This window comes from Agrococcus sp. SCSIO52902, from assembly GCF_022983135.1.
Classification (GTDB): domain Bacteria; phylum Actinomycetota; class Actinomycetes; order Actinomycetales; family Microbacteriaceae; genus Agrococcus; species Agrococcus sediminis.
Window position 1 is genome coordinate 1,546,982 of sequence record NZ_CP095269.1, and the last position, 12,892, is coordinate 1,559,873.

A 12,892-nucleotide genomic window follows, 5' to 3' on the forward strand; every position below is an offset into this window, starting at 1 on the left:
GGCGCGGCTCGTCCCGACGCCTGCGCTCGACTGCCCTGGCGCGTCCACGAGGACTCGCCAGGGCAGTCGAGTCCGGCTCAGCCGAGCGACGCGAGCAGGTCGGCGCAGGCCTGCTCGCACTTCCGGCAGGCCTCGGCGCACACCCGGCAGTGCTCGTGCATGTCGGCGTGGCGCTCGCACTCGTCCGCGCACGCCTTGCACGCGGCCTGACAGGCCTCCAGCACCGCGCGCGTGACCGCGGCGTCGGCACCGGTGCGACGCGAGAGGATGCGGCCGGTCGCCTCGCACACATCCGCGCAGTCGAGGTTGGTGCGGATGCACGTGGTCAGCTCGGCGACCATGTCCTCCGCCAGGCACGCGTCAGCGCACGCCGTGCAGGTCTGGGCGCACTCGAAGCATGCCTCGATGCATGCGGCGAGCTTGTCCCGGTCGACGCCTCCGAGGTCCTTGGGATAGGTGTCGAGCATCGACATGACGTGATGGGTCATCGTTCTCTCTCCTTCTTCCAGTTCGGCTGCGACGGTCGCAGCCTGTCCGTCCGGTCCCGCGGCGCAGCTCGCGCCGCCGGCCCGTCCGACGTCAGTAGCGCTCGAGGATCTCCTCCATCTGCGCGATCTCCTCCTGCTGCGCCTCGACGATGTCGTCGCACAGCTGCACGATCTCGGGGTCGGTGATGTCCGACTCCTGGCACACGAGGATCGCCCGCGAGTGGTGCGGGATCATCGACTCGAGGAAGCCCTTGTCTCCGACGAACGCCTCGCTCCTGCCCATGAGGAGGGCGACGACGAACAGGGCAGCGAACCCGACGACCATGGCGATGTTCGCCTTCCTGCTGGGGAACATCGACCACATGCCGATCGTCATGACGATCCCCATCGCGGCGACCATGATGAGCGCCATGTAGAAGTTGCTGATGTTGAAGGTGAAGTGCCCGAGCTCGCGGATCATCGACATCGAGAGCACCCACATGAGCCCGAGGCTGACGAGCAGGATCGCGCCGAACTTGAGGTACATCCGTGCTGGGCCATGCCCGGACTGCTCGTGTGCGTCGGTCTGTTCCGAGCGGGTCATGGCGGCTCCTCCGTGGTCGGGGTGTCGGATCGGGCAGCACCCAGCTGCTCGCCGCTGACGCAGGCCATGGAACCGGGTCCACCTTGGAGTGTCCTCCACGCGCCGTGGCACCCGGCGGTGTGGCACCCGCGCGGCTCCCGGCCGCGTGGCTATCGTGACGGTGTGCGTGAAGACGAGACCGAGATCCGGGGCGACGGGCCCGTCGACGAGGCGACGCACGAGACGGCGGGCGCCCGCGGCGCCGCCGTCGACCGCGCTGCGCTGAACGAGGCGGAGGCCGTGGCCGACGCCGCCGAGGACGCGATCCTCGACGCCCACGACGCCCCCGAGCCCGGCCCCGACCGCAGCCTCGCGCCCGAGCCGGCCGCCGCCGAGCCGGCGCCGCGCGTGCGCCGGCGCGAGGGGGAGTGGCAGGCGTGGGCGGATGCGCTCCGGCGCGTGGGCGGGCGGAGCCCGCTGACCGACTTCATCGACACCACCGCGACCCGCATCGAGCTCTCGACGACGCATCCGGGCGGCCTCGCCCAGTTCATCACCGGCCGGCCGACCGCGCTGTCGAGCCTCATCCGCGACGACCTCGCGCTCCGCGCCGCCCGCTCGGCGGCCGCGGCGATCGCGTCGAAGGGCATCGAGCTCGCGGCCGCCCGCTCGATCGACGCCGTGCACCTCGGCATCGGCATGGCGCGGTTCCCGCACGCCGACGCCGCCGGCGGCCGCGGCGAGGTCTACGGCCCAGTGCTGCTGCGGCCGCTCGTCGTGCGGCGCCGCGGGCGTGACTTCGAGCTGCAGCTGCTCGGCCGGCCCTTCGTCAACCCGCGCATCGCGAGCATCCTGCGCGGCCACCACGGCGTGCGCCTCGACGAGCGGCAGCTGATCGAGCTCGGCTCCGGCGAGGGCACCTTCACGCCCAACGCCGTGCTCGACGCGCTGCGCCAGGCAGCGGCGCACGTGCCCGGCTTCACCGTCGAGGCGCGACTGCTCGCCTCGACCTTCGCCGACGTCGGCGAGCCGATGGCCGCCGACCTGCAGCAGCAGCCGCACGACGTGCTCGACGCGGTGCGCGGCGACGAGCAGGCCGCGTGGCGCGTGCGCGAGGGCCGCGCGGGCGTCGACGAGACGCCGCAGGACAGCCGCGACCCCGAGGTCGACCGGCTCGTGCTCGACGCCGACGCCGAGCAGGACGCGGTGATCGCCGAGGCGGCCGCCGGCAACTCGCTCGTCGTCGAGGCGCTGCCCGGCACGGGCCTCACGCAGACGATCGTCAACGTCATCGCCGCGCTCGTGGGCGACGACCGCCGCGTGCTCGTCGTCAGCCCCCGCCGAGCGACGCTGCGCGACATCGGCGACCGGCTCGCGAGCACGAAGCTCGAGTCGCTCGCCGTCTCGGAGGCGACGCTCCGGCGCGACCTCATCGGCGCGATCCGCCGCATCGAGCAGTCCGAGCGCCCCGACACCGGCGAGATCGACGAGGCGATGCTGCGCCTGCGGAAGGTGCTGCTCGACTACCGCGCCGCGCTGCAGCGGGTCGACCCGAAGCTGCAGGTGTCGGTGCTCGACGCGCTCAAGGAGCTCTCGCGGCTCGCGATGCTGCCGACGCCGCCGTCGACGCGCGCGCGGCTGAGCGAGCAGGCGACGGTCGCGCTCGCGACCGACCGGCCGCGGGTGGCGGCGACGATGCGGAAGGCCGCGGCCCTCGGGCAGTTCCGCTACGGGCCGAGCGACACGCCCTGGTACGGGGCCTCCTTCGACTCCTCGGGCGACGCATCCGCCGCCCTCGCCGACTCGCAGGCGCTCGCCGGCTCGGCGACGACCGGGCCGGGCACCTCCGGCGGCGACCTCGAGGCGCTGCTCACCGAGGCGCGCCGCGTGATCGGCGACACGAAGCTGCGGCCCGCGGCGACCCTCGCCGAGCTCGGCATCCAGGTGGCGCTGCTCACCGACGTGCGGGCCACGCTCGACGTCATGACGCCGTCGCTCTACGACCGCCCGCTCGGCGAGCTCATCACGGCGACGGGCCCGCGCCGCGAGGCGATCCAGTCGCTCGGCGCGATGCAGCGCCGGCGGCTCAAGAAGCTCGCCGAGGAGTACATCCGCCCCGGCAGCCACGTGCCCGACCTGCACGACGTGCTCGTCGCCGCGCAGCAGCAGCGACGGCTGTGGGCGAAGTTCGCGCCCGACGGCTCGATCCCGTCGGTGCCCGCGGGCCTCGCCGCGCTCGACGCGCGCCTGCGCGACGTCGTCGTGCGGCTCGACCGCCTCGACGCGGCCCTCAAGCCCGAGGTGCGCAGCGTCGACCTGCCGATCGAGGAGCTCGAGGCGCGCATCGCCGAGCTCGCGGCTCCGAGCGACGCGCTGCAGAACATCCAGGAGCGGGCCGAGCTGATGAGCTCGGTCGAGCGCCTCGGCCTCGACGCGCTGCTGACCGACTTCGCCGACCGGCACGTCGCCGACGACCAGGTCGAGCACGAGCTCGACCTCGCGTGGTGGCAGTCGGCGCTGCAGTCGATGCTCGGCCGGGAGCGGGCGCTGCTGCGCGGCAACACCGACGTGCTGCGACGCCTCGAGCAGGACTTCGCGCTCGTCGACGAGGCGCACGTCGACGCGTCGAGCGCGCGCCTCGCGCATCAGGTCGCGCAGGGCTGGCGGCTCGCGGTCGATGACCACCCGGACGAGGCGGATGCGCTGCGTCGCCTCATCAAGGCCGGTCCCGTCGACGCCGACGAGCTGCAGCGCCTCGCGCCGCACCTGACGCGCTCGGTGGCGCCCGTGTGGCTCGCCTCGCCGTACGACCTGCACCGGGTGCCCAAGCGCATCCCCTTCGACGCCGTGATCATCGCCGACGCCGGCGCCATCACGATCGCCGAGGCCGCCGGCGCCATCAGCCGCGCGCGGCAGGTGATCGCGCTCGGCGACTCGGCGACGCAGACACCCGCGCCGTTCGACGTGGGCATCTCGACCCTCGGCATCCGCCCGAGCGAGGAGCTCGCGACGCCCGACGAGCTGCACGCCGAGTCGGCGCTGTCGCGGCTCGGGCAGGTGCTGCCGACGCTGCACCTGACGCGCTCGTACCGCACGGGCGGCGCCGACCTCGTCGCGGCCGTGAACGAGCGCTTCTACGAGGGCCGCATCGAGGCGCTGCCGTGGGCGGGCGCCTACCTCGGCCACGCCTCGCTCACCGCCTCGATCGTGCACGGCGCCCACGGGCTGCCCGAGCAGGGCGCGGCGACGGTCGAGAGCCCCGACGCCGAGGTCGACCGGGTCGTGCAGCTCGTCACGCAGCACGCGCGCTCGCGGCCGCAGGAGTCGCTCATGGTGGTGACCGCCAACGAGAAGCACGAGGTGCGCATCCAGCAGGCGGTGATGGCGGCGCTCGCGTCGTCGAACCAGCTCACCGACTTCGTGGTCGCCGACCGCGAGGAGCCGTTCGTCATCGTCGACGTCACGCACGCGAGCGCGCTCAGCCGCGACCGGGTGATCTTCTCGGTCGGCTACGGCCGCACGAAGCACGGCCGCAACGTCGACTTCGGCACGCTGGGGCAGCCGGGCGGCGAGCGCCTGCTCGCCGTGGCGATGACGCGCGCCCGCAAGGCGCTGCAGATCGTCACGTCGTTCGACGCCGCCGAGCTCGACCCCGAGCGGCTCGCGCACGGCGCGGCGATGCTGCGCGAGATCCTGCTCGACATCGCGGCCGAGGATCGCGCCCCGACGTTCTTCGGCGGCGACCCGCTCATGGTCGACCTCGCGACGCGCCTGCGCCGCCGGGGCCTCCGCGCCGACGTCTCCTACGACGACCAGCTGCCGCTCGTGGTGGCGAACGGCGGCATCTGCGCCGCGATCGAGGCCGACCACGACGACGGCGACCGCACGCTGCGCGAAGCGCTGCGGCTGCGGCCCGAGGTGCTGCGCCGCTTCGGCTGGCACACGATGCGCGTGCACGCCTTCGAGCTCTTCACCGACCCCGAGGGCGTCGCCGATCGCATCGCCGAGCTCGTCGGGGCGGATGCGTCGTCGTGACGCACGAGGGCGGCCCGGCCGACCGTCCGTCGACCGGCTCCGCGGGCACTGGGCCGGATAGTCCGGTCGGCGACGCGCAGAGCCGGTCGAGCGACGGCAGCGCGAGTGAGGCCGGCGCAGCGGATGCGGCCGAGCCGCAGCCCGTGCCGCTCGTCATCCGCCGTCGCGGCAGGCGCGTCTCGACCGAGCCGTCGCCCGGGTACACGGGCGAGCCGCCGGTGGAGCGGCAGGAGCGCGGGAGCGAGAACGACGAGCAGCTGCGTCGTGACGTCCCGCCCCACTGGGGCTGACGCATCCGCCCGTCCTCCGCCCTGCAGATGTAGGCGCAGTGGCGGCCAGGGCGGCCCGATGGGAGCCGTTGACCCTATATCTGTTGCAGGCCTCGGCGGTCGCGGGAGAGGGCGTCAGGCGCGCGGCGCGGGGCCGGGCGCGGCGCCCGGCGCCTGCTGCGCGCGCAGCAGCTCGCGGATGTCCTGCAGCACGTCGACGTCGGTCTCGGCCGGCTCCTCGGGGGAGACGCCGCGGCGGCGATCCTGGTGCTCCTTGAGCTTCGTCATGGGCAGCACGAGCGCGAAGTAGACGACCGCGGCGATGACGAGGAAGTTGATGATCGCCGCGATGAGCAGGCCGATCTTGAACGGGCCGATCGTCGCACCGGCGAGCTCGTCGGCGTCGAACGCCATGGTGAGCAGCGGGCTGATGATCGCCTCGGTGAACGCGGTGACGATCGCGGTGAACGCCGTGCCGATGACGACCGCGACGGCCAGCTCGACGACGTTGCCCCGCATCAGGAACTTCTTGAAGCCCTCCATGGGGTCCTCCTCGGTGGTACTGGTGGCAGGGGGACCGGCGTGCTCAGGCGGCCGTGCCGGCGCCGCTCGACGAGGTCGACGGGGCGGCCTTCGCGGCGCCGCTCGACGACGAGCGCGAGCCCGAGCCCGAGCTGGAGGCGCTGCTGGCGCGCGAGTCGGTGCGGTAGAAGCCGGAGCCGTTGAAGGTGACCCCGATGGTGCCGAACTGCTTCCGCAGCGCGCCGCCGCAGGCCTCGCAGACGGTCAGCGACGGCTCGTCGAAGCTCTGGCGCGCATCGAAGGCGTGGCCGCAGGCGGTGCAGGCGTAGGCGTAGACGGGCACGGTGCGCTCCTCAGGACGTGTGGTGGATGCCGGACTGCGTGACGACGCCGTCGACCGGCTGGTCGTAGGCCGCGTGCGGCACGGAGTCGAAGAGCTCCTCGTCGTGCACGACGGCATAGACCGGAGGACATTCTGCCATCGCGGCGATGGTCTTGTCGAAGAATCCGCGGCCGCCGCCGAGGCGCGAGCCGTCGCGGCCGACCGCCGTCGCGGGCACGAGCATGAGGTCGACCTCGTCGAGCGCGGTCGGCGGGAGGGCGTCGGCGGTGGGCTCGGGCATGCCGAGCGTCGCCTCGACGGTCTCGGTGCCGTCGTGCTCGGCCCAGTCGAGCAGGCCGTCCGGGCGGATGACCGGCAGCAGCACGCGGATGCCCTGGGCGTCGGCCCAGCGAAGGAAGGCGCGCGTGTCGGGCTCCTCCGGGAGCGAGAGGTAGGCCGAGATGGTGCGGGCGCCGAGCGCGCGGGTGAGCGCCTGCAGGTTGGCGGCGAGGCCGTCGGCGCGCGCGGCGGCGAAGGCCGCGCCGCGTTCGGCCCGCTCGGTGCGCAGCCGTCGGCGCAGGGCGCGCTTGGCCTCCTCGACGTCGTGCTCCGGGTCGCTCACGCCCCGGAATCTAGCGCGTGCCGGTGAACGGGCTTCGCCTGGGTCCTGCCGCTCTCCTGAGCCGACGTTGTGGAACACTGTTTGATAAAGGTGTGACGCAAACCGTACTGTGAGGGCAGGAGCGACGGAGGGTGCGATGCGAGCGCTGGTCACCGGCATCACCGGGCAGGACGGCGGACACCTGGCCGAGCTGCTCCTCGCGCAGGGCTACGAGGTGTTCGGGCTCATCCGCGGGCAGCACAACCCGAAGCGCCACGCCGTCCGGGAGGAGTTCCCGGCCGTCACGCTGCTCGAGGGCGACCTCACCGACCCGACCTCGCTCATCCGCGCCGTCGAGATGGCGGCGCCCGACGAGCTCTACAACCTCGCCGCGATCAGCCACGTCGGCTACTCCTTCAAGAACCCGGCGCTGACCGCCGAGGTCACCGGCAAGGGCGTGCTCAACCTGCTCGAGGCGGTGCGGGTCACCGGCCGCGGCGGGCTGACGCGCTTCTACCAGGCGTCGACCTCCGAGATGTTCGGCGGCCTCGACTACAACCGCCCCGGCCGGGGCTACGCCGAGGACTCGCTGTTCCACCCGCGCAGCCCCTACGGCGTCGCGAAGCTCTACGGCCACTGGACGGCGAAGAACTACCGCGAGAGCTACGGCATGTTCGTCTCCTGCGGCATCCTCTTCAACCACGAGGGGGAGCGCCGCGGCGTCGAGTTCGTCACCCGCAAGATCACCGACGGGGTCGCGCGCATCGAGGCGGGCCTGCAGGACGCGATCGAGCTGGGCGACCTGTGGCCGAAGCGCGACTGGGGCTACGCCGGCGACTACGTGCGAGGCATGTGGCAGATGCTGCAGCACCCGACGCCCGACGACTTCGTGCTCGCCACCGGCGTGACGCACTCGATCGAGGACTTCCTCGCGCGCGCGTTCGCCGAGATCGGCGTCGACGACTGGCGCCCCTACGTGCGGCAGAACCCCGAGTACATGCGGCCCGCGGAGGTCGACATCCTGCTCGGCGACCCGTCGAAGGCGGAGGCGCTGCTCGGCTGGCGCCGCGACGTCGACTTCCAGGGGCTCGTGCGGCGCATGGTCGCGCACGACCGCGAGCTCGTCAGCGGGCGCGTGCCTGCATGAGCCTCAGGATCGCGATCACCGGCGCCGACGGCTTCGTCGGCCGGCACGTCGCACGGCTCGCCGCCGAGCGCGGCCACCGCGTGGTGGGGGTGCTGCGCTCCGAGCGGCGCGAGCCGCCGCCCGACCTCGACGAGGCGGTCGTCGCCGACCTCGCGCACGCGGCGCCCGCCCTGCCGCCCGTCGACGTCGTGCTGCACCTCGCGGGCCTCGCCGCCGTGGGGCCGTCGTTCGCGCAGCCGCAGCGCTACCTCGAGCAGAACTCCGCGATGGTGACGCACCTCGCGGAGTCGCTGCTGCGGCTCGACGAACGGCCGCGGCTCATCGGCGCGAGCAGCGGCGCCGTCTACGCGCCGGGCGACGGCCCGCTCGACGAGCGGGCGCCGACCGCGTGCTCCTCGCCCTACGCGGTGAGCAAGCTGCTCGTCGAGCTGCAGCTCGACTACTACCGCGGCCGCGGGCTCGAGACGATCGCGGTGCGGCCCTTCAACCACCTGGGGCCGGGCCAGGGCGAGGGGTTCCTGCTGCCCGACCTCGCCGCGGGGCTCCGGCGCCTGCGGCCGGGGGAGGCGCTGCCCGTCGGCGACCTCACCACCCGGCGGGACTACACCGACGTGCGCGACGTCGCCGCCGCCTACCTCGCCCTCTGCGAGGCGCCCGTGCTCGAGCATCCGCTCTACAACGTCGCCTCGGGCGTCGCCCGATCGGGCGGGGAGGTGCTGGCCGAGCTCTGCGCGGCCCTGGGCGTGCCGATGCCGCCGCGGGTGCGGATCGCGGGCGAGCGGCGCCCGGTCGACGCCCAGGAGGTGATCGGCGACGCGGGGCGCCTGCGCGACGAGCTCGGCTGGCTGCCGCGGATCGGCCTCGCCGAGACGGTGCGCGACTTCGCGGCCCAGGGGATGCGCGCGGCGACGCTCTAGGCTCGACAGCGTGTTCGACAGCGCGCCCCGCCTCTCGCACGGCGCCGTCACCGTGCGGGGGATCCGCATGCGCGACGCGAAGACCCTCGAGGGCGAGCTGCTCGCCAACCGGCCCTGGCTCGAGCGCTGGGAGGCGACGCTGCCGGGCACGCGCCCGAGCGGCCGCTTCGACACCCGCTCGTCGATCCGCTCGCTGCTCGAGAGCGACCGCGACGGCAGCGGCCTCGCCTTCGCGATCGAGGTCGACGGCGAGTTCGCCGGCCAGCTGAACGTCGCCAACATCTCCGGCGGCGCGCTCGCCTCCTCGACGCTCGGCTACTGGATCGCGCGACGCTTCGCGGGCCGCGGGGCGACCACCACGGCGGTCGCGCTCGTCACCGATCACCTCATGCTCGGCATGGGCCTCCACCGCGTCGAGATCTGCATCCGGCCCGAGAACGTCGCGAGCCTGCGCGTGGTCGAGAAGCTCGGCTTCCGCTACGAGGGCTGCCGCCGCCGCTACATCCACATCGACGGCGACTGGCGCGACCACCTGTGCTTCGCGCTCGTGCGCGAGGAGCTCGCCGAGCCGCTCCTGCAGCGCTTCGAGGCCGGCCGCGTGCCGCCGTTCGACCGCTCGGTCTACCCCGTGCCGGTCGGCGGCGACCCGCGCGCGGGAAGTTCGCCCCGCGCCTGATCGAACCGCCGCGCGCCCTCCCGTGATCGGGTGCGCCGCGCCACTACCGTGCAGGACATGCCAGAGTTCGCAGGTCTCGGGACGACACTCATCCTCATCGTCGCCGTCGTGCTCTGGGTCGTCTACCTCGTGCCCGTGTGGACGCGGAAGCGCGAGTACCTGGCGACCGAGCGCAACGCCATCCGGCTGCAGCAGACGCTCCGCATCATGGCCGAGTCGGCCGAGTCGCCGGAGGAGGTGCGGCTCGAGGCCGACGCGCGCACCATCGCCGTGCAGCAGCGCGCGGTCGCGAAGGAGGCCCGTCTCAAGCAGGCGATGGAGCACGCGAAGGCCGTCGCCCGCGCCCGCGAGCTCGACGAGCAGATCAAGGCGGTGGAGCGCGAGGTGCGCGCCGCCGTGAAGTCGTCGGTGTCGCGCGCGCAGCGGCTGCGCCGCACGCGCCTGGCGTGCTTCGCGCTCGTGCTCGTCGCGGTCGCCGCGATGGTCGTGGGCGCCGCGGTGCCGGGCATGCAGGTGCTGCTCGTGGTCGGCGGTGCGGTCGCCGTGCTCGGCGCTGCCGGGCTCGTCGCGGTGAACGCGTCGTCGGCGCGCATGCGCCGGGTCGCCGAGGCCACGGCGCCGCACGTGCGCACGCTCGTCGAGGCGCGGCAGGTCGCGGCCGAGGCGGTCGCGTCGGAGGCGCGCATGGCCGAGCAGGTCGTGGCGCGCCAGGCGTCGCGCACGGGCGAGGCGCCGCGGGTCGCCACCGCGCCGCCGGCGGCCCTCCGCACCGACGAGGTGCTGGCCTCGCGCGCCTGGTCGCCCCAGCCGCTGCCCGAGCCGCGGACTCGGGTGCAGTACCAGGCGCCGTCGCCGAGCGACGACCTGCTGCGCCGGGCGCGCCAGCAGCTGGCCGAGGACCGCAAGGCCATCTCGGGCCCGCTCGCGCGCGTCACGCGGCTCGAGCCGAGCTTCGAGGAGATCGTCACCGGCGAGCTCGCCCAGGTGCCGACCGAGACCGAGCGACGCATGGCGCCGACCGCGCCCGCGGTGCCGATCCGCGAGGTGCAGCTGGGCGCAGCGATCGGAGCGGCCGAGTCGCTCGACGTCGTGCGGTCGGATGCGCCGCTCGAGACGCAGGAGGACGAGCACGCGATCCGTCGCGAGGCTCCGGCGCGCCGCCCGGCGCCCGCAGGCGGCTCCCGATTCGCCGCCATGGGGCTCGTCGACGACGACCTCGACGGGCTCGACGTGCATGCCGCGTTCGCGCGTCGCGTCGTCTGAGCCCGAGCGGTCGCCCCGATTTCGCCGCTGGGGCGGGTGTCGGGTACTCTGAACCGGTCCGGGCCCGTGGCGCAGTTGGTAGCGCGTCTCGTTCGCAATGAGAAGGTCGGGGGTTCGATTCCCCCCGGGTCCACCACCACATCGACAGCCCCGCCGCGAGGCGGGGTTGTCGTCGTCTCCTGCGCATCCGTCAGACCCAGCGGCGCTCCTCCGCCACGCGCGGCCCGCCGCGCGGCCGCGGTGCGAGCGTCGTGGCGATGACGAGCCCCGCCAGCACGAACAGGGCGGCGGTCAGCGACCCGGTGCCGGGCGGCTCGTCCCACGACTGCGGCACCTGGTTGAGCAGCAGGTACTCGACCATGGGGTTCGCCGCGAGCGCGGCGAGCGCCAGCACGACGACGACTGCGGCGGTGACGGCGCCCCAGCCCCGCGAGATCGCGCGGAGGGCGGCGAAGCCCGCGGCGGCGAGCGCGACGGGCCACAGCAGCAGCCCGATCCACGCGGTGTTCGGGCCGCTCGCGACGTGCGCGCACGCGGGCGACGTGATCGGGTCGAGCGGCATCACCGCCGCGGCGCAGGGCCGCCAGACGGTGACGATGATCGCACCCAGCGACAGCCCGACGGCGACCGCCACGATGCCGAGGGCGAGCTGCAGGGCTCGAGGCACAGGGTAACCATAACAGTGTTCTACTAATCCCCTCAATCGGTCCGTCGCGGGCGTATCGTGCGAAGGTGGCGCACCTGCTCGTGACTGCGATGCCGTTCGCCGGACACGTCCGGCCGATGACGGCAGTCGCCGCTGCGCTGCTCGCGCGGGGGCACCGGGTGACCGCCTACACGGGCGATCGCCACGTCGAGGCGTTCGACCGGCTCGGCTGCGAGACGCTCGTCTGGCGCGACGCGCTCGACTTCGACGAGCACCGCCTCGCCGAGGCGTTCCCCGGCGTCGCGCCCCCCGGGCCCCTCGGCACGCTCGCCAACCTCGGCGAGCTCTTCATCGGCACCGCGCCCGGCCAGGTGGGCGACATCCGCGCCGCGCACGAGCGCACGCCCTTCGATGCGCTCGTCGGCGACGTGATGGCGGTCGGCACCGGCCTCGCGGCCGAGGTGCTCGGGCTGCCGTGGGCGAGCGTGTCGCTCATGCCGCTCACCATGCGCAGCCGCGACCTGCCGCCGCCGGGCCTCGCGATGCAGCCCGCGCGCACGTGGCTCGGCCGCGCGCGCGACCGCATGCTGCGCGCCGTCGTGCGCAACGCATCCGGCCCCCTCGACCGCTCGCTGCGCGCCGCCCGCGCCGAGCTCGGGCTCGGGCCGGGGCGCCCGTTCGACGAGGCGCTCTACTCGCCGAGGCTGGTGCTCGCGACGGGCTCGCCGTCGCTCGAGTACGACCCGGGCGACCTGCCGGCCTCGGTGCGCTTCGTGGGCTGGCTCGAGCCGAGGACGGGGCCGCTCGCGCCGCCGCCGCTGTGGGCCGAGACGCTCGCCGACGAGCCGCGCCAGGTCGTGTTCGTCACGCAGGGCACCGTCGACACCGACCCGAGCGCCTTGCTGCTGCCCACGATCGACGCGCTCGCGCACGTGCCGGTGCGCGTCATCGGCACGACCGCCGGGCATTCCATCGAGCGCGAGGTGCCGGCGAACGCGCGGCTGGTCGACTTCGTGCCCTACTCGGCGGTCGTGCCGCACACCGACGTCGGTGTGACGAACGGGGGCTGGGGCGGCGTGCTCGAGATGCTCGCGTGCGGCGTGCCGCTCGTGGTCGCGGGCGGCTCGGCCGACAAGCCCGAGGTCGCCGCGCGAGTCGCGTGGTCGGGCGCGGGCATCGACCTGCGCACCGGGCGCCCGCGGCCGCCGCGCGTGCTCGCGGCGGTGCGCAAGGTGCTGCGGGAGCCGCGCTACCGCACGCGAGCCCGGCAGATCGCCGACGAGCTCGCGGCGCTCGGCGGGGCGTCGCGGGCGGCCGAGCTCGTCGAGTGCCTGCTCGTGCCGACGCCCCTCTGCGACTGAGCACCGGGCGACGGAGCACCGGCGCGCTGCGGGCCGCCGCTCAGGCGCGCGCGAGAGGATCGTCGCCACGATCGGGACGGGGT

At 74.2% G+C, this 12,892-nt stretch carries 13 protein-coding genes and 1 tRNA gene; 8 read left to right on the plus strand and 6 right to left on the minus strand.

What is annotated here, in order from left to right:
* Positions 1-77: 77 nt before the first annotated feature.
* Both MU522_RS07710 and MU522_RS07715 read right to left on the minus strand, forming a co-directional pair.
* Entirely contained in the window at positions 78-488 is a 411-nt protein-coding gene (locus MU522_RS07710; protein ID WP_128188582.1) for a four-helix bundle copper-binding protein, read from the minus strand.
* A 91-nt stretch (positions 489-579) separates the two neighbouring features.
* On the minus strand, positions 580-1,071 hold the full coding sequence (locus MU522_RS07715) for a DUF305 domain-containing protein (RefSeq protein ID WP_225792680.1): 492 nt from the start codon (positions 1,069-1,071) through the stop codon (positions 580-582).
* A gap of 162 nt (positions 1,072-1,233) precedes the next feature.
* Here MU522_RS07715 and MU522_RS07720 point away from each other — a divergent pair, with 162 nt between their 5' ends.
* Positions 1,234-5,085, plus strand: a complete 3,852-nt coding sequence (locus tag MU522_RS07720; RefSeq protein ID WP_246990475.1) for an AAA family ATPase — start codon at positions 1,234-1,236, stop codon at positions 5,083-5,085.
* Positions 5,082-5,375, plus strand: a complete 294-nt coding sequence (locus MU522_RS07725) for a hypothetical protein (RefSeq protein WP_246990477.1) — start codon at positions 5,082-5,084, stop codon at positions 5,373-5,375. Before MU522_RS07720 ends, MU522_RS07725 begins: the two co-directional genes overlap by 4 nt.
* A gap of 114 nt (positions 5,376-5,489) precedes the next feature.
* Here the strand turns inward: MU522_RS07725 and mscL are convergent, their stop codons facing one another.
* From mscL to MU522_RS07740, 3 genes are read right to left on the minus strand one after another with little or no spacing between them, the layout of a single operon-like run.
* Entirely contained in the window at positions 5,490-5,897 is a 408-nt protein-coding gene (gene mscL, locus MU522_RS07730) for a large conductance mechanosensitive channel protein MscL (protein WP_246990478.1), read from the minus strand.
* A 43-nt stretch (positions 5,898-5,940) separates the two neighbouring features.
* On the minus strand, positions 5,941-6,219 hold the full coding sequence (locus tag MU522_RS07735) for an FmdB family zinc ribbon protein (protein ID WP_246990479.1): 279 nt from the start codon (positions 6,217-6,219) through the stop codon (positions 5,941-5,943).
* 10 nt (positions 6,220-6,229) lie between these two features.
* Entirely contained in the window at positions 6,230-6,820 is a 591-nt protein-coding gene (locus MU522_RS07740; protein WP_246990480.1) for a 5-formyltetrahydrofolate cyclo-ligase, read from the minus strand.
* A gap of 136 nt (positions 6,821-6,956) precedes the next feature.
* Between MU522_RS07740 and MU522_RS07745 the strand changes: the two genes are divergently transcribed.
* From MU522_RS07745 to MU522_RS07765, 5 genes are all read left to right on the plus strand, one after another.
* Complete coding sequence (locus tag MU522_RS07745; RefSeq protein WP_128188588.1) at positions 6,957-7,946, plus strand: GDP-mannose 4,6-dehydratase; 990 nt, start codon at positions 6,957-6,959, stop codon at positions 7,944-7,946.
* Positions 7,943-8,863 carry an NAD-dependent epimerase/dehydratase family protein gene (locus MU522_RS07750; protein WP_246990481.1) on the plus strand — a complete coding sequence of 307 codons (921 nt, stop codon included), beginning with the start codon at positions 7,943-7,945 and terminating at the stop codon, positions 8,861-8,863. The genes MU522_RS07745 and MU522_RS07750 overlap by 4 nt, the downstream gene beginning before the upstream one ends.
* Positions 8,864-8,873: 10 nt before the next feature.
* The gene (locus tag MU522_RS07755) at positions 8,874-9,539 is read left to right on the plus strand and encodes a GNAT family protein (RefSeq protein ID WP_128188590.1); all 666 of its coding nucleotides are present in this window, start codon (positions 8,874-8,876) and stop codon (positions 9,537-9,539) included.
* A gap of 57 nt (positions 9,540-9,596) precedes the next feature.
* Positions 9,597-10,802, plus strand: coding sequence for a hypothetical protein (locus MU522_RS07760; RefSeq protein WP_246990482.1), 1,206 nt, complete (start codon positions 9,597-9,599; stop codon positions 10,800-10,802).
* Between the two features lie 60 nt (positions 10,803-10,862).
* Positions 10,863-10,938, plus strand: a tRNA-Ala gene (locus MU522_RS07765).
* 54 nt (positions 10,939-10,992) lie between these two features.
* On the opposite strand, the gene MU522_RS07770 is transcribed toward MU522_RS07765, so the two are convergent.
* Positions 10,993-11,469 carry a hypothetical protein gene (locus MU522_RS07770; RefSeq protein WP_246990483.1) on the minus strand — a complete coding sequence of 159 codons (477 nt, stop codon included), beginning with the start codon at positions 11,467-11,469 and terminating at the stop codon, positions 10,993-10,995.
* A gap of 65 nt (positions 11,470-11,534) precedes the next feature.
* On the opposite strand from MU522_RS07770, the gene MU522_RS07775 reads away from it, so the two are divergent.
* Complete coding sequence (locus MU522_RS07775) at positions 11,535-12,809, plus strand: glycosyltransferase (RefSeq protein ID WP_246990484.1); 1,275 nt, start codon at positions 11,535-11,537, stop codon at positions 12,807-12,809.
* Positions 12,810-12,892: the final 83 nt, after the last annotated feature.

Excerpts from the sequence above, each read along its gene's own strand:
- MU522_RS07750 (WP_246990481.1), top strand. The coding sequence starts at position 7,943 with ATGAGCCTCAGGATCGCGATCACCGGCGCCGACGGCTTCGTCGGCCGG.
- MU522_RS07710 (WP_128188582.1), bottom strand. The coding sequence starts at position 488 with ATGACCCATCACGTCATGTCGATGCTCGACACCTATCCCAAGGACCTC.
- MU522_RS07715 (WP_225792680.1), bottom strand. The coding sequence starts at position 1,071 with ATGACCCGCTCGGAACAGACCGACGCACACGAGCAGTCCGGGCATGGC.
- MU522_RS07760 (WP_246990482.1), top strand. The coding sequence starts at position 9,597 with ATGCCAGAGTTCGCAGGTCTCGGGACGACACTCATCCTCATCGTCGCC.
- MU522_RS07745 (WP_128188588.1), top strand. The coding sequence starts at position 6,957 with ATGCGAGCGCTGGTCACCGGCATCACCGGGCAGGACGGCGGACACCTG.
- mscL (WP_246990478.1), bottom strand. The coding sequence starts at position 5,897 with ATGGAGGGCTTCAAGAAGTTCCTGATGCGGGGCAACGTCGTCGAGCTG.